The 17,133-nt window shown below is 68.6% G+C and carries 15 protein-coding genes; 10 read left to right on the forward strand and 5 right to left on the reverse strand.

What is annotated here, in order from left to right; genetic code table 11:
- The first annotated feature begins 10 nt into the window (after positions 1-10).
- Together QHF85_RS08135 and QHF85_RS08140 are read left to right on the forward strand one after the other, a co-directional pair.
- On the forward strand, positions 11-1,711 hold the full coding sequence (locus QHF85_RS08135; RefSeq protein WP_281326507.1) for an amidohydrolase: 1,701 nt from the start codon (positions 11-13) through the stop codon (positions 1,709-1,711).
- Positions 1,708-1,983, forward strand: coding sequence for an ATP synthase subunit I (locus QHF85_RS08140; protein WP_281326508.1), 276 nt, complete (start codon positions 1,708-1,710; stop codon positions 1,981-1,983). The genes QHF85_RS08135 and QHF85_RS08140 overlap by 4 nt, the downstream gene beginning before the upstream one ends.
- A gap of 76 nt (positions 1,984-2,059) precedes the next feature.
- Here QHF85_RS08140 and QHF85_RS08145 read toward each other — a convergent pair whose 3' ends face one another.
- On the reverse strand, positions 2,060-3,028 hold the full coding sequence (locus QHF85_RS08145; RefSeq protein ID WP_281326509.1) for a hypothetical protein: 969 nt from the start codon (positions 3,026-3,028) through the stop codon (positions 2,060-2,062).
- 92 nt (positions 3,029-3,120) lie between these two features.
- Here QHF85_RS08145 and QHF85_RS08150 point away from each other — a divergent pair, with 92 nt between their 5' ends.
- Positions 3,121-3,351 carry a hypothetical protein gene (locus QHF85_RS08150; protein ID WP_281326510.1) on the forward strand — a complete coding sequence of 77 codons (231 nt, stop codon included), beginning with the start codon at positions 3,121-3,123 and terminating at the stop codon, positions 3,349-3,351.
- Between the two features lie 58 nt (positions 3,352-3,409).
- Entirely contained in the window at positions 3,410-5,098 is a 1,689-nt protein-coding gene (locus QHF85_RS08155) for a serine/threonine-protein kinase (RefSeq protein ID WP_281326511.1), read from the forward strand.
- 437 nt (positions 5,099-5,535) lie between these two features.
- Here QHF85_RS08155 and QHF85_RS08160 read toward each other — a convergent pair whose 3' ends face one another.
- Positions 5,536-6,315, reverse strand: a complete 780-nt coding sequence (locus QHF85_RS08160) for a chlorite dismutase family protein (protein ID WP_281326512.1) — start codon at positions 6,313-6,315, stop codon at positions 5,536-5,538.
- 81 nt (positions 6,316-6,396) lie between these two features.
- Here QHF85_RS08160 and QHF85_RS08165 point away from each other — a divergent pair, with 81 nt between their 5' ends.
- Genes QHF85_RS08165 through QHF85_RS08175 form a run of 3 tightly spaced genes read left to right on the forward strand, consistent with a single transcriptional unit; the run spans position 6,397 to position 9,826 of the window.
- Complete coding sequence (locus QHF85_RS08165; protein WP_281326513.1) at positions 6,397-8,052, forward strand: PAS domain S-box protein; 1,656 nt, start codon at positions 6,397-6,399, stop codon at positions 8,050-8,052.
- Positions 8,049-9,029, forward strand: coding sequence for a serine/threonine protein kinase (locus QHF85_RS08170; protein ID WP_281326514.1), 981 nt, complete (start codon positions 8,049-8,051; stop codon positions 9,027-9,029). Before QHF85_RS08165 ends, QHF85_RS08170 begins: the two co-directional genes overlap by 4 nt.
- Positions 9,026-9,826, forward strand: coding sequence for a hypothetical protein (locus QHF85_RS08175; RefSeq protein ID WP_281326515.1), 801 nt, complete (start codon positions 9,026-9,028; stop codon positions 9,824-9,826). The genes QHF85_RS08170 and QHF85_RS08175 overlap by 4 nt, the downstream gene beginning before the upstream one ends.
- Here QHF85_RS08175 and QHF85_RS08180 read toward each other — a convergent pair.
- Positions 9,811-11,397 (reverse strand): oligopeptide:H+ symporter, encoded by a 1,587-nt coding sequence (locus QHF85_RS08180; RefSeq protein WP_281326516.1) that lies wholly within the window; start codon positions 11,395-11,397, stop codon positions 9,811-9,813. The two genes, QHF85_RS08175 and QHF85_RS08180, sit on opposite strands and share 16 nt — an antisense overlap.
- Positions 11,394-12,779, reverse strand: coding sequence for an adenylate/guanylate cyclase domain-containing protein (locus QHF85_RS08185; protein WP_281326517.1), 1,386 nt, complete (start codon positions 12,777-12,779; stop codon positions 11,394-11,396). The genes QHF85_RS08180 and QHF85_RS08185 overlap by 4 nt, the downstream gene beginning before the upstream one ends.
- A 516-nt stretch (positions 12,780-13,295) precedes the next feature.
- Here QHF85_RS08185 and QHF85_RS08190 point away from each other — a divergent pair.
- The 3 genes from QHF85_RS08190 (at position 13,296) to QHF85_RS08200 (ending at position 15,764) form a co-directional block, all read left to right on the forward strand.
- On the forward strand, positions 13,296-14,633 hold the full coding sequence (locus QHF85_RS08190; RefSeq protein ID WP_281326518.1) for a DUF4403 family protein: 1,338 nt from the start codon (positions 13,296-13,298) through the stop codon (positions 14,631-14,633).
- Between the two features lie 25 nt (positions 14,634-14,658).
- Entirely contained in the window at positions 14,659-15,168 is a 510-nt protein-coding gene (locus QHF85_RS08195; protein WP_281326519.1) for a hypothetical protein, read from the forward strand.
- Positions 15,169-15,260: 92 nt separating this feature from the next.
- Complete coding sequence (locus QHF85_RS08200) at positions 15,261-15,764, forward strand: hypothetical protein (protein ID WP_281326520.1); 504 nt, start codon at positions 15,261-15,263, stop codon at positions 15,762-15,764.
- Positions 15,765-15,767: 3 nt separating this feature from the next.
- Here the strand turns inward: QHF85_RS08200 and QHF85_RS08205 are convergent, their stop codons facing one another.
- Positions 15,768-17,123, reverse strand: a complete 1,356-nt coding sequence (locus QHF85_RS08205) for a M1 family aminopeptidase (RefSeq protein ID WP_281326521.1) — start codon at positions 17,121-17,123, stop codon at positions 15,768-15,770.
- Positions 17,124-17,133 lie beyond the last annotated feature (10 nt).

Raw genomic sequence — 17,133 nt, forward strand, 5'->3', positions numbered from 1 at the left:
GTGGGCCCCAATGCTCCGAAGCGCCCTCCTCGTGGCGACCCTCGCGCCCCTGGCCCTCGGCTGTGGGGCAGCTCCCGCGCCACCCACGCAATCGCAAAACCCCGCCGATTTCGTCCTCCTCGGCGGGGCTGTCCGCACCCTGGATCCGGCGCGCCCCGAGGCCAGCGCCGTCGCCGTGCGGGGCGATCGAATCGTCGCGGTCGGCACCGACGCGGACGTGCGCGCTTTCATCGGCCCGGAGACCCGCGTGGAGCGGCTCTCCGGCGGCGCGGTGATCCCCGGCCTCGTCGACGGACATTGCCATCTCCATGGCCTCGGCGCCGCGCTCGAGAGCCTCGACGTCCGCGGCAAGAAGAGCCCCGAGGACATCGCCCGCCTGGTGGCCGTCGAAGCAAAAGGCCGCGCGCCGGGCGAATGGATCACCGGCCGCGGCTGGGATCAAAACCTCTTCACCCCCGCCGCCTTTCCCACGCACGACCCGCTCGACGCGGCTTCGCCCGATCACCCCGTCGCCCTCGAGCGCATCGACGGGCACGCGCTCTGGGCGAACGCCGCCGCCCTGCGCCTCGCCGGCATCGACGCGAAGACCGCCGATCCCCCGGGCGGCCGCATCCTGCGTGATTCCATGGGCGCGCCGACGGGCGTCTTCATCGACAATGCCATGGACCTCGTCACGGCGAAGATGCCCGGCGAGCCGCCCGCGGTCATCGAGCGCCGCATCCTGCGCGCCGCGGAGCGCGCTCTCTCGCTCGGGCTCACGGGTGTGCACGAGATGGGCATCGGCGACGCGACCGTCGCGGTCTACCGCAAGCTCGCGGCCGAGGGCCGGCTCCCGATCCGCGTGTACGCCTATCTTGCCGGTGGACCGAGCCTCTCCACGTTGTCGCAACGAAAACCCGACGTCGACCCGCAAGGGACGGCCATGTTCGTCCTGCGCGGCGTAAAACTCTTCGCCGACGGCGCCCTCGGCTCCCGCGGCGCCGCATTGCTCGCGCCGTACGCCGACGAGCCGAAGAGCGTGGGAATCTCGATTGCAGACCGAAAAACGCTCACCGACGCGGCGCGCATCGTCGCCGACGCGGGATTCCAGCTCGCGGTGCACGCCATCGGCGACCGCGCGAATCGCGACGTCCTCGACGCCTACGCCGCGCTCGGCGAGGGCCGGGCCCGCGCGCTGCGTTTTCGCGTCGAGCATGCGCAGGTCCTCGCGCCCGAGGACATCCCGCGCTTCGCCGCGCTCGGCGTCCTCGCCTCCATGCAGCCGACCCACGCGACGAGCGACATGCCGTGGGCGCCTGCGCGCCTCGGCCCCGACCGCCTGCGCGGCGCGTATGCGTGGCGCTCGCTCCAAAACGTCGGCGCGCGCCTCGTCTTCGGCTCGGATTTCCCCGTCGAAGAGACCTCGCCTCTCCTCGGCCTCTGGGCCGCCATCAGCCGAAAAGACCCCTCGGGCGCGCCGCCGGACGGCTTCATGCCCGAAGAGAGCCTCACCCTCGACGAAGCGCTCGCCGCCTTCACCGCGGGCCCGGCCTACGCCTCCTTCACCGAGGCGACGCACGGCCGGATCGCGCCGGGCTACGTCGCTGATCTGACCGTCTTTGCTGGCGCCCTTGCGGCGGATCGCTCGCTGCTCGACGCGAAGATCGACCGCGTGATCGTGGGCGGCAAGGTGGCGTTCGGCGCCGCGATCCCGAAACCGGAGGCCCCGTGACGAACCTCTTGCTTCGCGTCCTGCTCTTCCTCGCCCTTGGATTCGCGCTCGGCTGGGCGCACGCGAAGGCCGTGACCGAGGGCGAGCGGATCCACCGCGAGACGGGGGAGCGCGCGCGCCCCACGGTCATCTTCGTCCTCCGCCTCGTCCTTCTTTGCGTCGCGTTTGGCTTGATTGGCAAATCGGGCTCGATGCCGCTCCTCGCGTCCCTCTGCGGGTTCGTCGTGGCGCGATTGGTTCATCGTCGTACAAACGGTGCGCCGCCGAATTGACGCTCTTTCTGCCATCCGGATCTCGGCACGGACACCGCGCAGCATCAGCGCCCTCGTGCAGGCCGCGCGCCAAACGCTAGTTCGTATCCTTCGCCGAGAGCGCGTCCTTCGCCATGTCCTCGTAGGACATGCGCCGGGCCCGCGCGAGCTCTGTGTCGTCGTATTGCCGGGCCATGAACTCCTTGCCCACGCCCCCGACGCGGCCGAACAGATCCCCGAGCAGCCGGCCCGTGATCGGGTGATCGACCCCATCCTGCAGGACCCGCAAGAACCGCGTGAACGGCCGCCGCGGCGTCTCCTCCTTCCGGCCGAGCAGCTGCATCCGCTTGAACGCGTCCCGCAGCCGTTTGCCCTCGGGATCGACGAAGTTCATCGGATCGAGGAACACGTCGCGGATGAACGGATGCGCCGAATGCATCATGAACACAAACGCCTTCGCACCCCGCGCCCGCTCCGCGATCGAGAGCTTCGTCTCGCGCTCGGCCATCCGCCGCTCGTACGCCTCGGACCCGTAATACTCGGCCATGTAGTAGTCGATCGCGATGTGGCGCGACTCGTCGCGGTTGATGAGCGTCATCGCCTCCTGGCTCATCTCGTCGTGCACGAAATCGTTGATCGACCGGAGGAGCGCGATGTCCAGGATGAGCTCCCCGGCCACGATGTACGCGTTCGCCACGTCGTCGCTCAAATAATGGATCGCGTCCACGAAATGCGGCGCGAACGCCGTCAGGCTCGGGCTCTGTCCGTACAGCTTGTAATGATGCACGTCATAAAAATCAGCGAGCATCTGCGCCGCGTGCGCGTGGCGCACCTCGTCGACCACGAACGACCGGAAGATCGCCTTCAGCGTCGGATCCTCCACGCGCCGCTCCTGCTCGCGGAAGAGCGCGCCCGCGAGCCGCTCGATCCCCGACATGTCCGTGAAGAGCTGCACGATCGCGATCTCGTCCTCCCGCGACATCGCCCGAGGCTTCCGGGTCCAGTCGAGGTCGCCGACGCGCCACTGATCACGCCGGCAGTTCTCCAGCATCCGTTCGAGGTCCATACCCGCCAGGATACCCGTCGTTATCAGCCCCGTAAAGCGCCCGACCGAGGACGCACACGCGCCCCGGGCACCACGCTTGCGTTCGTCGGAGCATGACCCTCCCCCGACCCATCGAGACGACCCGAACGGATCAAAAGACGCCCCCCGGTCCGCCCGAGCGACCCGAGGCCCCGCCCGTAGAGGAGCCCCGCATCCGCAAGGGCCCCATCGAGGAGCCGCCGGCGCCAAGCCCCGTCCCCGGCGAGCCGCCGCCCGAGCCGCCCATCATCCGGGATCCTCCCGCGCCGACCCAGAAGCCGAACGAGGTGATCCGGGTCGCCTGAACGAAGCGCGCACGAGCACCTTGATACTGCGGATGTCCTTCGGGCATCATCCGGTCCCATGCGCACGGGAGACGTCGTTGACGGACGCTTCGCCATTCTGGAGCGCGCCGGCGTCGGCGGCATGGGATCCGTGTACCGCGCGCTCGATCGGCAGACGACGAAGCTCGTCGCGATCAAGGTCCTCCACGCGCCAGACACGACCTCGCAGGCACGCTTCCTCAAGGAGGCCAAGGCCCTCGCGGGGCTCGAGCACCCGCACGTGGTCCGGTACGTGACGCACGGCATCTCGCCCGACGGCGAACCCTACCTCGTGATGGAGTGGCTCGAAGGCGAGAGCCTCGATCGACGCCTCGCCCGCGAGCCCCTGCGCCTCGAAGAGAGCCTCGACCTCGCACGCCGCATCGCCGTGGCCCTCGGCGCCGCCCACGCGCGCGGCATCGTCCACCGCGACGTCAAGCCGAGCAACGTGTTCCTCGTCGACAGCGCAATCGACAAGGTCCGCCTCCTCGATTTCGGCATCGCCCGCCTCGACGACGCATCGAGCGGCCTGACCCGCACCGGCAACGTCCTCGGCACCCCCGGCTACATGGCGCCCGAGCAAGCGCGCGGCGACAAACGGTACGTCGACGCGCGCGCCGACGTGTTCTCGCTCGGCTGTCTCCTCTACGAATGTTTGGCGGGCCAACCCCCTTTCCACGGCCCGCACCCGATGGCCATCATCACGAAGCTGCTCGCAGAGGACGCCCCACGCCTGCGCGCGAGCCGGCACGACGTCCCCGAGGCCCTCGACGCCCTCGTCGCGCGTCTGCTCGCGAAGGAGCCCGGCGCCCGCCCCGCAGACGGCGTTGCCGTCGCCGCCGCGCTCGACGCCCTCGCCAACATGAAGAGCGTCGAGCCCCCGCCGCCCTCCATCCGCTCCCGCGCATTCGCAGACATCTTCCCCTCAATCCCGCCCTCGTCCCCGCCCTCGTCCGACCCGACGCTCGGCATGGCAGCCACGATGCCAGGCCTCTCCTCGTTCCGCGAGCTCTCGGAGTCCTCAGGCCAGCGCCCCTCGTCCCCGCCACCCGAGCCCCGATCGAGCCGCATGGTCGATCTCCCACCACCAAGCGTCTCCCCAGCGAGCGATCGCCGCTGGTTCGAGCGTCTGCCGCGCCCCGCAGGCCGGAGCCCCTTCCGGGTGAAGGGCATCGCCTACAAGGGCATGCTTCACTACGTCTCGACGCGCCTCGACGGCGGGATGGCAACACTCGCGAGCTCGTTCCGCGATCCCGTGCTGCGCGAATACCTCGCCCAGTCCTTCCTCGCGTCAAGCTTCTACGATTTCTTCCCGCTCGTCGCAGCGAGCGCCGGGTGCGCAGCACTCGCAAACGTCCAGCTCGAGATCTTCGCGCAAGGTCAGGGCCGCGCGCAAGCCAAGTACGACGCCGAGCACGCCTACCGCTCATTCATCCAAGGCCGCTCGATCGACGATTTCCCCTCACGCTTCCGTCTCATCGCGACGCGCTATTACGATTTCGGCGAATGGGAGGCAAACTCGTTCGCACCAGGCACGATCACCTTCGTGCAGCGCGGCATCCCAGCGTGGGCCATTCCCTGGTACTCCCCGCTGCAATCCGGCTACATCTCGACGCTCGTCGACCTCGTCTCGAACAAGCGCGCATCCGTGACCGTCTACCCAACCCGCCGCGACGGCGTGGTCGAAGGCATCCAGACGGTCATCCTCGAAATGGACGTGTCGTACTGAAGTCCCCCAGGGCGCGGGGTCTTGTCGCGAGCCGTTTCGCTGGGGCTTTGCCCCAGGCCCCACCCGGGGCTGTCCGCCCCGGGACCCGGACCAGCGCAAGCGCTGGACTCGTGGTCGATGAACTGCGCTCCGCGCAGTTCATCGAACGGGCCAGGTCAAGACCACAGGCGATCCTGCCTACCAAGACAGCCGCGCTGACGGCTCAGCGGGCGACGCGGTACCAGCGGCGGCCTGTGGGAAGAACTGCGCGGAGCGCAGTTCTTCCCCAAATGGTCCAGGGCTGGCCCTGCAAAGAGGGGGCGGACAGCTTGAAAATCTTTCCCCGCATCGACTGCGCTTCGCGCAGTCGATGCCCAGAGGTCCAGGGCTGGCCCTGGTCCGGGTCGAGGGGCGGATAGCCCCCGCGGGGTCCGGGGCAGCGCCCCGGCGCGGCGCTTCTACCCGAGAACCCGTCCCACGAAGAACGGCCCCATCTGGCTGATGAACTCGCTCGTTTGTCGCGTCTTTCGCATCGTTTGCACGATGTGCGACAGCGGGTGCAGCTCCTTGCCTACGAGGCCGATCACGAATTCGTTGTCGCGCGCGTCGAGCCCGTGGCATGCGAGTCGGATGTCGTGGGCGAAATCCTTTGCTCCGTAGGCCTTCCCGATGGTCCCGTGCTCTCGCAGGATCGAGCCTTGCTCTCGCGGCTCGAGCTTTGCGAAGGCCCCGCTTCGGCGCAGCGGGTACCACACGGCCCAGGGCCATGCCGGGTTCGCTACGGTCTCCGCGGGCCGCCGGAGCAGCCAGTATTCGAGGTCTTGCTCGTAGCCTGTCGAATAGGTTCGTCCGAGCATCGTCATGTCGGGCCGCAGCGACACGGTTTGCCCCGACTCCACGAGCGCTGGCCGCACGGCCTCCACGAATGCCGCGGGATCCTCGCTCCATGTGAGCAGCCCGAAGCTCTGGGGATCGTTCACGTCCTCGTACACGACGGCGCCTACGCCCTTGCTCGTGATTGCGGCGCGGATGGCCTGCGCGTGCGTGCGGAGCTCGGATAGCTTGGAGAGACCCGGCACCTGGTAGACCAGGAGCTGCATGAAGAGCCGCCGATCCATCGTTTGCGGCTTTCCGTCGCGCGGCGCGCCGCGCTCGCTCACGTCGATCGAGGGGAGCTCTTCGCTGCCTTGCCCATGGCCGTGTCCGGCGGGCCGTCCGCCCGGGGTCGCTTCGCTCATGTTGCAAGGGCTACCTGCCTCGGCGGCGCGCTGCAAGGCCGGATCGCCCGGCGCGGCGGCGCCGTGATAGAACTGGGCCTCATGGATACGAGCACGCTCAAGGCGGCGCTCCTCCCCGAGCGCGACAACCTCATCGCGACCTTGCTCGTCGAGATTCCCAGGGCTGTCCCGTTTTACGGCACCTTTCCGCAGAGCGCGCAGGTTGCCATGGCTTCCCGGCTCGTCGACATCTACCTCGACGCCCTCGACGAGGTCGACGCGCAGGGCCTGCGCACCTTCGGGATCGAGGTGTTTACGCGCAGGCAGGAGCAGGGCGCTGCGCTCGTGGACGTGCTCGCGGGCGTCACGGCCGGCCGCCGCGCCTTTGCCCGCCTCGCCTTGCGCGCCCTGCCCACGGCCGAGCTCGCCGGGGAGGCCATCGAGCGCGTCGAGCTCGTGTCGGACGAGTTCGTGAGGACCGCCGTTGCCGTCTACGAGCAACGCCGCGACACCGAGCGCCGTGCGTTCGAGGTGCTCGAACAGCGCTACCAGGACCTCTACCAGCGCACCCCGGCCCTCATGCACTCGCTCGATCGCGACGGCCGCCTCACGACCGTGAGTGATCGCTGGCTCGACTTCCTCGGCTACAGCCGCGATGAGGTCCTCGGCCGCCGCTCGATCGAGTTCGTCACCGAAGAGACGCGCGCGCGCGCCCTCGCCGAGCATTTCCCGCAGCTCCGGCGCGAGGGGCGCGTCGACCTCGCCGACGCGCAGTTCGTCAAGAAGAGCGGCGAGATCGTCGACGTCCGCCTATCGAGCGTCGTCGTGCGCGACGAGCGCGGCGAGCTTCAGCAGATCCTCGCGGTCTTCCAGGACGTCACGGCCGAGGTCCGGGCCACGCGTGCGCTGCGTGAGAGCGAGGAGCGATGGCGTGGCCTCACCGAGCTCGCGCCGCTCCCGCTCGCCGTGCACAGGGCCGGCGTGTTTCTCTGGGTCAACGAGGCCCTCTCGCGCCTCCTTGGCCTGCCGCGCGAGGAGCTCGTCGGGATGAACGTCATGCGTATCGTGCACCCCGACGATCGCGAGCTCCTCCTTTCGCGCCTTCGGCAGAGCCGAGAGAGACGCGTCGCGCTCCCGCCGATCGAAGAGCGCTACGTCCACGCGGACGGCACCATCATCTACGCGGACGTCGCCGCGCGGCCTGTCCTCTTCGAGGGTGAGGAGGCCACGCAGATCGCGGTCGTCGACGTCACGGCGCGTCGACACGCCGACGAAGTGCAGCGGCAGAACGAGGCCCAAGCGAAGGTCATCGAGGCGCAGGAAGAGACCCTCCGCGCGCTCTCCACGCCGCTCATCCCCATCGGCGACGGCATCCTCGTCGCGCCGCTCATCGGCCGCATCACGGGTGAGCGCGCGACGGGCATCCTGGAGACGATCGCCGCGGGCGTGGTCGCCCAGGGCGCGCGCGTGGCGATCGTGGACGTCACGGGCGTCCCCGAGGCCGACACGTCCGTCGCCGAGGCGCTCGTCCGGGTCGCGCAGGCCATCCGCCTCCTCGGCGCCGAGGTCGTCATCACGGGCATCCAGCCCTCGATCGCCCGCACGCTCGTCGAGATCGGTGCCGATCTCGGCAGCCTGAGGACGCGCGGCACCCTCCGTGATGGTATCAAGTATGCGCTCCGGGGGTTCGGGGGCGCGGCTCGGCCTGGCCGGGCGGAGTGCGCCGAACGCGGATCTTCCGGCAGCGGACGCGCATGAACACGACCGATCTCTTCCTCTCGCTCACGCCGCACAAGGTCCTCGAGGCCGTCGAGGACGCGGGCTTTCCCGTCAATCCCCTCTGCTACCCGCTGAACTCGTTCGAGAACCGCGTCTACGAGGTCGAGCTCGAGGACCGCTCGCGGCTCGTCGCCAAGTTCTACCGCCCGGGCCGCTGGAGCCCGGAGCAGATCCTCGAAGAGCACCTCTTCCTCGCGGATCTCGCCGAGGCCGAGGTCCCGGTTTGCCTCCCTCGAACGCTCCGCGGCGGCGGCACCCTCGGCACGATCGATGGCATCTCGTATTGCCTCTTCCCGCGCATGGGCGGCCGCGCCCCGGACGAGCCCGACGACGACCTCCTGCAGCGCCTCGGCATGCTCGCCGCGCGGATCCACAACGTCGGCGCTGGGCGACCTGCCGCGCACCGCGTCCGCCTCGAGGCGGAGACGTTCGTCCGGCAAAACGTCGTTTTCCTCCGCGAAAAGGGGTCGATTCCTTCGCGCCTCCTCCCGCGGTACGAGCGCGCCGCGCGCGTGATCGCCGACTTCGTGGACGAGGGCATCCACGGCACGCCTGTCCACCGCATTCATGGCGATCTGCACCTCGGGAACTTGCTCCTCCGGGACGGCGTGCTCTCCGTGGTCGATTTCGACGACATGGTCGTGGGCCCGGCCGTGCAGGATCTCTGGTTGCTCCTGCCGGGGGAGGGCGTCGAGGCGCGCATTGCGCTCGAGAGCTTCCTCGAAGGGTACGAGGCCCTCCGTGCGTTCGATCGAAAGAGCCTCCGCCTCGCGACGCCGCTGCGTGGCCTGCGGCGCGTCCATTATGCGGCGTGGATCGCCCGCCGCTTCCACGACCCCATCTTCCCGCGCACGTTCCCCCATTTCGGCACCGAGGCGTACTGGGAGGAGGAGACGCGTGACCTCGAGCAGATCGTCCGCATGATCACCGAAGAGCGTGGGGGCTTCGAGGCATGACCGCGTACGTCGTCTTCGATTTCGAGGCGATCCTCGACAAGGACAACCCGCTCCCCGAAGGCGCGGATCCGGACCGTGTCCCGGCCGTGCCGCACCTCGCCATCGTCTCGGGTGCGATCCTCGCGCTCGTCGTGGAGAGCGGCCACGTCCGCGTGCAGCCGCCGCGACTGCTCGGCGGCCCCGCGGGCGGCGACGAGGCGGCCATCCTGCGTGATTTCGTGGGCATGGTGGGCGAGCGCCGCCCGGTGCTCGTCTCGTGGAATGGCCGCGGCTTCGATTTGCCGCTCGTCATTGCGCGCTCGGTGCGCCACGGCATCGTGGCGCCGTGGCTCTGGGATCGTGATTTCGAGGATCGTTACCGCGGGAACAAGCACGTCGATCTGCAAGACGCCGTGAGCTTCCGTGGCGCCGGCCGCGCGGCGCGCATGGCCTCGTTCGCTTGCCTTTGCGGCTGGCCTGGCAAGGTCGGCGTCGACGGCTCCGACGTCGAGGGCCTCTGGGCGAAGGGCGCCGAGGGCCGCGAGGCCGTGCGCCACTACAACCTCGCGGACGTCGCGTCCGAGGCTGCGATCCTGCTGCGCCTCCTCGTTTGTCGCGGCGACCTCACGCTCCACGAATACCGCGACGCCGCCGGCGCGTTGCTCGCGCACGTCGACGGGGACGAGCGCCTCGCCGTTTTGCGCCCCGAAATCGATCGCGAAATCTTCTTGCTTGCGGCTGCCGGCGATGCGGAAGGCGACGGGCAGGGCGAGGTCTCGCCCACGGAAGCCGAGGCGCCCGCTCACGCCTTCCGATAATGCTCCACGCTCTTGTACCGCATCGCGTACGCGCCGAATGCCAGCGCGAAGAGGAACGCGAAGCCGGCGAAGAAGAACATCTGGAATGCGGTCGTCGATAGGCCCGTCTGCGCCGTGATGGCGCTCGTCAGCCGCTCGTTTTTCATGCCCGCGTTCACGATCAGCACCCAGAGCCCGCCGACGGTGACCGAGAGCGACCAGAAGCTCATCAGCGTCCCCTTCATTTTTGCCGGCGCCTGGCTGTAGGCGAATTCGAGGCCCGTCGTCGAGACCAGCACCTCGCCGAGCGTCAGGATCGTGTACGGCAGGAGCTGCCAGAGGATCGAGACCTGCTCGCCTGCGTCGATCCAGCGCTGGATCACGCCGATCACGATCCACGACACGCCTGCGATCGCGATGCCCGCCGTCATGCGCCGGAGCGGCGTCGGGTTCAGGCCGGCCTTCCGGAGCAGCGGATACGTGACGGCATTGTTGAAGGGAATGAGCAGCATCACGAGCAGCGGATTGATCGCCTGCATCTGCGACGCTGTCTCCAGGATGCTCCACCCGGGCAGCACCATGGCTTTGCCCTGGATGATCCACGTCGAGGCTTTCTGATCGAAGAGCGACCAGAAGGGCGTGACGAGGGCGAACACCACGAGCACCTTCAAGACCGATCGCACGCCCTCGACGTCCTCGTCCGGGTGCTCGCCCTGCGCCGCTTCGAGCGAGAGCAGCACGCCTGGGCCCGCGAGCACGAGGAAGGCCACGATCGCGAGGCAAAACGACGCGACGAATCCGAGCGTGGGGATCAGGAAAAACGAACCGACGAAACCGAGCACGCCGAGGCCCGCGAGCGCGCGCCCCGCCCCGCGGCCTTTTTGCAGCGCCGTCCATGCGATGCTGCCGAAGGAATGGGGATCGGCGGGGGAGGGGGGGACCACCACGTATTCTTTGCGCCCCATCCAGAAGATGAGCGTCGCGATGAACATCAAGATCCCCGGGATCCCGAACGCGATGCTCGGCCCCCAGTGCTTGAGGGCCCTCGGCATGAGCTGCGAGGCGAAGAACGAGCCGAAGTTGATCACCCAGTAAAACGCCTCGAACACCACGCGCGCCAGGTGCTTGTTCGTCTGGTCGAACTGGTCGCCGACGAACGACGACACGCACGGCTTGATGCCGCCCGAGCCGAGCGCGATCAGGAAGAGGCCCGCGTAAAACCCCGTCTTGCTCCCCTCGAAGAGCGCGAGGAAGCCGTGCCCCACGCAGTAGAGGAGCGAGAGCCAGAAAATCGTCCGATACTTGCCGAGGAAGCGATCCGAGATCCACCCGCCGAGCAGCGGGAAGAAATAGACCCCCATCACGAAGATGTGGAAGACCTCCTTCGCGGCCCCGGCCCGCTCCTTCTCCACGAGATCGAGCAGGAGATACCCGATCAGGAAGTCCGTCAGGATGTTCCGCATCCCGTAGAAGCTGAAGCGCTCGCACGCCTCATTTCCGATGATGGACGGGATCGACTTCGGGTACCTGGCGGGGAGGGCCTTGGGGTCGGCGTTGGGGATCGCGGGCCCTTCCGAGACTTCGGTCGTCATCGTGCGCGGCGCTCATCCTTCCGGGGATCGCCGCCCGAGACAAGCACATTCGATTGCAGCGCGCGGTAGCGCTCCCAGAACACGTCGTTCGGCTCGACGCCCTGTTCGTCCCGGCTGAGCTCGGGCAAGAGGCGCTCCAGGAAATACATGTCGAGCTCGCCCTTGCCCTTGACCGACACCGCGCCGCGCGCCGAGAGCTCGAAGAAATCCTTCACCCGATCGTACGTCGTGCGCGAGAGGTTGATGCGCCAGAGCTCCCCCGACGACTCCATGCGGCTCGCCGTGTTCACCGTGTCGCCCCACACGTCGTAGGCGAATTTCTTCGCGCCGACCATGCCCGCCATCACCGGCCCCGAGTGCACGCCGATACGCACGCCCTGGAAACACGCGTCGTGCGCCTCCACGTCGCGCCGGATCCGCAGCGCGAACAAGCACGCGTCCACCGCGTGCGTCCGCGTCGGCGCCGGCAGCCCTGCCGCGGCCATGTACGCGTCGCCGATCGTCTTCAGCTTCTCCACGCCCGAGCGGTCCGCGATCGCGTCGAAGCGGCAGAAATACGCGTCGAGCGTCGCGACGAGCGCCTCGGGCGGCATCGTCGCGGCCTTCGCGGTGAAGCCCACGAAATCGGCGAATACGATCGTCGCCTCCTCGTGGAACACAGGCTTGACCGAGCCCTCGCGCGTGAGCTCCCCGGCGATCGGCGCCGGCAGGATGTTGCAGAGCAGCGAGTCGATCTTCGCCTTGTCCCGCACGATCTCCGCGGACTGGTGCTGGATCGTGCTCCCCTTGGTCCAGCCTTGCCGCCGCAGCCGATCGCTGAGGTGCACGAACACCCCGGAGACCAGGGCCGCGGCGCTGAGGTCCTGCAGCGCATAGCTGCGGTCGGGCCCCTCGAAGTCCATGCCGGCGAGCATGCCCGTCACGCAGAAGACGAGGATCGCCGCGAGGAGCATGCCCCACGCGTAGCGCCGCCGGACGGGCGCGAGCGGCGCGAGCATGAGCACGAACATGAACCCGCCGAGGTACGGGCTCTGGCCGCTCGCGAGCCCCGTGATGAGCCCGGTGGCGCACTCGAGGCTCATGCAGAGCGCGAAGAGCGCGCGGCTCGCGTGGCGCTGTGCCGCGGGGAAGAGCGAGAAGACGATCGTCAACGCGCCCGCGAGCGTGAGGCTCAGGCGCAGGGGCAAGAGCGACGGCAGCTCGGGGTGCAGCGCCGCGTCGAGCCGCAGGTACGGCAGCCACGCGAGCGCGCAGATGAGCCCGGAGACCCGCAGGATCTTCCACGACTGAAAGGCGAGCTCGGCGTCGAACGTCTCCGGGTAGGCGCCCTGGCGCTCCCCCGCGCCGAAGAGCCACACCATGGCTTTCTCCGCGCCCGCCATGCTTCGACCCTATCAAGCCGAGGGCCGCCTCCGCAACGACCTTCGCGCGTCGACTTTCTCGTTTGGCAGGGCAATCCCCCACGGCCATTGGGGGCCGCTTCGCTGGGGCTTTGCCCCAGACCCCACCGGGGCTGTCCGCCCCTGGACCTGGACCAGCGCAAGCGCTGGACTCGGGGTCGATGAACTGCGCATCGCGCAGTTCATCGAACAGGCCGGGTCAAGACCAGCGACGACCTTGCCAACGCGGACAGGCGCGCCGACGGTTCAACCGGCGAGGCCCGTCGAAGCGTGAGGAGCCCCCCATGGTCTTGCCACTGGCCTGTGGGAAGAACTGCGCATCGCGCAGTTCTTCCCCCTGAGGTCCAGGGCTGGCCCTGGTTCGGGGCGAGGGGCGAACAGCCCCCGCGGGGCCCGGGGCAGCGCCCCGGCGCGGCGCCTCCCAGCTGAGACCCATGTTTGGAGAGCCGACGTGGTGGAGGCTTGACAGCCGCGGTGCATCCGTCTTCTTTTGCGCCCATGTCGCGAACCTCGCTCGCCGTCCTCCTCGCCGCTGTCGTCGTATCTGCTGGGTGCGGCGCGGGCACGCCGGTGTATCCGCCTCGCCCGCCGGCCACGCCCGGTGAGCCCGTCTCCGATCCGGTCCCCTCGCGCGTCGTCGTGCACGCGACGATCACCGGCGCCGCGCTCCAGCGCGAGCTCGAGACCGCGGTCCCGCGCACGGGCGACGGCACGTTCCCCATGCTCGGCAACGAGCGCAAGTACACCTGGACGCGCGGCAACATCGCGGTGCGCTTCAACCAGGGCCGCATCGCGCTCGATCTGCACGTCGACGCGAACGCGGACATGCCCATTGGCAGCCTCGACGTCCCGCTCGAGTTCTCGATCCTCGCCGAGCCCGTCGTGACGAGCGAGTACAAGGCGAAGCTGCAATCGCTCGAGGTCAACGTGAAGAGCGATGACCGCGTGATCAAGGCCGCGGACGCGGCTGCCGACATCCTCGGCAAGGTCAAGGCGGCGGTGAAAGAGAAGCTCGAGGCATTCGAGTACGACCTCTACCCGACGCTCGCCGAGGCGCACGGCCGCCTCTCGCGCCCGATCGAGCTCCCGCTCGGCGACGCGAACGGCTGCGCGGCCCTCCAGGTCGTCTCCGTCGAGGCGGGGCCGACGGTCCTCGCCGGCGGCTTCGAAAAAGACCTCGCGCTCGTCGTCGCGCCTTCCGTGACGATCCCCTGCGCCCCGCCGAACCCCGACGCGAAGCTCCCGCCGCTCGCGAACGTGGCCACGCTCCAGCCGGGCCCGTTCACGGTGACGGTGCCGATCGTGGCGAAGTACGACGAGCTCGCGAAGGCGATGGGCCTCGTCTTCACCGACGGCAAGTTCTTCTTCTCGAAGGAGCACCCGAAGATCTACATGGAGAAGCCCGAGATCTACGCCGCGAAGGATCAGCTCGTGCTCAAGCTCCACATTGCGGGGCACGTCGACAACCCCGTCAGCTTGGACCTCGACGGCGACCTCTTCATGACCGGCCATCCGACGGTCGTGGACAACGAGCTGCGCATCCCCGACCTCGAGCCGACGATCGAGACGAAGAGCTTTCTCTTCGCGCTCAAGGCCTCGATGGATGCCGACAAGATCCGGGATCAGGCGCGCGACGCGCTCAGGCTCGACATCGGCGAGCGGCTCAAGTCGGTGCGCGACAAGCTCTCGAACGACATCTCGTTCGCGAGCGGCCAGGGCTGCATGAAGGCCCAGGTCCACAAGATCGAGGTCAGCAGCGTGCACGTGCACGGCACGTACATGCGCGTCTACGTGACGACGAACGCGAGCTCGTCGGTGTACATGCCCTGTCCGTGATCCACCTTCCGTGGTAGGGAGGTGCATGCGCGCCTTCCTTATCGCGACCCTTTTCCTCGCTGGTTTCTCCCTCTCCTGCGCGTCGGCGGACGACGGATCCATCGGACCCGAGCCCCGCCCCGAGCCGACGAAGCAGACCCCTGCGCCGCTGCCCCCGGAGTTCGTGAAGCTCGGCGAGCCTTGCCCGCCGCCGGAGCAGCCGACCTACGAGAGCCCGGCCATCGGGTGTGGGAAGGACGGCCGCGTCGGGCTCATCGTCGCGCCTCGCCGGCTGCCCCTCCCGGAGGGCGCGCAGAAGCTCGAGGGCTCGATGGGCAAGGTGCAGGTGTACATCGAGGAGGATCGCGTGTGGGTGCAGGGGACGTGCGTCTGGTGCCGGTCGTTCACCGAGCAGACGGGCATCGCGGCGCTCGCGTACGCGACGGACGCGCAGCTCATGCAGCTCCAGATGCAGGCGGAGCTCACGAACAAATCGCCGCTGCGCGACGCGAATGCGTGGCGCGCGGCGATCGCGGCGTGGGAGCCGAGGAACTGACCCGTCAGGGTTTTCCGAGGCCCCTCTTCCGCCGCGACCTCGCCGGTGGACATGCCCTGTCGGTGACCCCACCTTTCGTGATAGGTAGGTCCATGCGCGCCTCGTTCGCCGTGGCCCTCTTCCTCGCTGGATCGTCTTGCGCGTCGGCGGATGGCGGCTCCCTTCGCCCCGAGCTGCGCCCCGAGACGCCGGAGGTCGATTCGTCTCTGCCCCCGGCGTTTGCGGATCTCGGCAGGCCTTGCCCGAAGAAGGAGGACTGGCCGAGTTCCATGAGCCCGTTCGACAGGTGCGGGAAGAACGACCGCGTCAGCTTCGCGACCATGTTTGAACGGATACCCTTACCGGACGGCGCGCAGAGGCTCGTGGGCTCGAGGGGCAACGTGTTCGTGCTCATCGAGCGCGAGCGCGTGTGGGTGCAGCGTACATGCGTCGACTGCCGGGTAGAGACCGAGGAGACGTGCATCCTGCACCTCGCGTACGCGACGGACGGTCAGCTCAGGTGGTTCCAGTTCATGGCGGAGCTTCCGGACGAACCGACGCTGCGCGACGCGGAGTCGTGGCTCGCGGCGGTCACGACGTGGGTGCCGAGGAAGTGACCGTCAGGGCTTTCCGAGCCCCTTCAGCCAGCCATTCACGTGGACAGAGATGTCCGCGCCCGTCTCGGCTTGAATCGTGTCGATCATGTCCTGCATGCGGGCCGCGCGGTTCTTGTAGGTCCCGTAAAACTTCGCCATCGCCGCGTCGAGCTTGTCGCGTCCGACCTGGGCCTCCACGGCCCGATAGAAGAACGCGCCCTTCATGTAGGTGATGTTCGACCACAAAGGGTGCGTGATGAGGTCGATCGCATTGCACGTGTCCAGCATGAGGACCGTGTCCTCGTTCTGGATCGCGTCGTCGAGCCTCGTCTGGTAATCGCTCCAGATCTTCTCGCCCGCGGCCATGCCCGCCGCGGCCTCGAGCCCGCGCGCCGCGAGGTAGGAGGCCGTGCCCTCGGACAGCACGAAATCCTCCCAGCACGCGATACGCACACCATTGCCGAACCAGCCGTGCGCCGCCTCGTGCGCGTGCACCTCCGGATCGTTCATCGCGTCGCGCGCCACGTGCCAGTACGGGTGATGCTCCATGCCGCCGTACGCGCCCGGGCCCCAATTCGCCGAGACCGACGCGACCTCGCCGCCGAACGAGTACGAGCCGTACGTCGTTTCGTACCAATCGAACACGGCCGCGAGATCCTTCGTCCCGTCGGTCGCGGCCGCCTCTTCTCCGGGCAAGTGGTAGACGCCCACCTTCGTGCCCGCTTTTGTCGCGCCGAGCTCGATGTGCGTGTATTCGCCGATCGCGAGCGCCGGCATGTACGTGGGCGCGTCGGCCGGGATCTCGGCGGGGAAGACAGCCTGTTGGCCCATCGGCACGCCTGCGAGCGCGATCTCGAATTTCACGCCCTCCGAGGGCACGGACTTGCAGGGAAACAGGTTCCCGCAGAAGCGCGGCCACAGGAACGTGAGGCCCTCGGCGAGATACCCGTCGAAGTTCTTCTGCGTGGTGAACGTGTACTTGACTCTCAGCGTGGTGTTCTCGGCGCTCTCTTTCACGCCCACGTCGAGCCTTCCCTCCGCGACCGCATATTCGAGCGGCCCGCTCACTCCCTCGACGCTCTGGACGACGAGCCCCTGCACCTCGAACGACGCGCCCGGCTTGTCCGCGGGGGAGAGCTCGATCGTGGCCTCGCCCGTCATTGCCGTGACGTCCAGGGCGAGCCCGGTCGAGAGGATGTCGCGGTCATCGTTTCTCGTCGGCGCGACGGGGATGGAGCCGCCGCCGCTGCCGCCGCTGCCGCCGCCGCCGCCGCCGCCGCCGCTGCCGCCGCTACCGCCGCTGCCGCCGCCGCCGTCACTGCAGCCGGCGAGAAGAATCACGGATATCGAAACACAAGCGAGCTTGAAGAGATGCTTCATCCCGTCAGGG

This window comes from Polyangium sp. 6x1, from assembly GCF_029946515.1.
GTDB lineage: Bacteria > Myxococcota_A > Polyangia > Polyangiales > Polyangiaceae > Polyangium.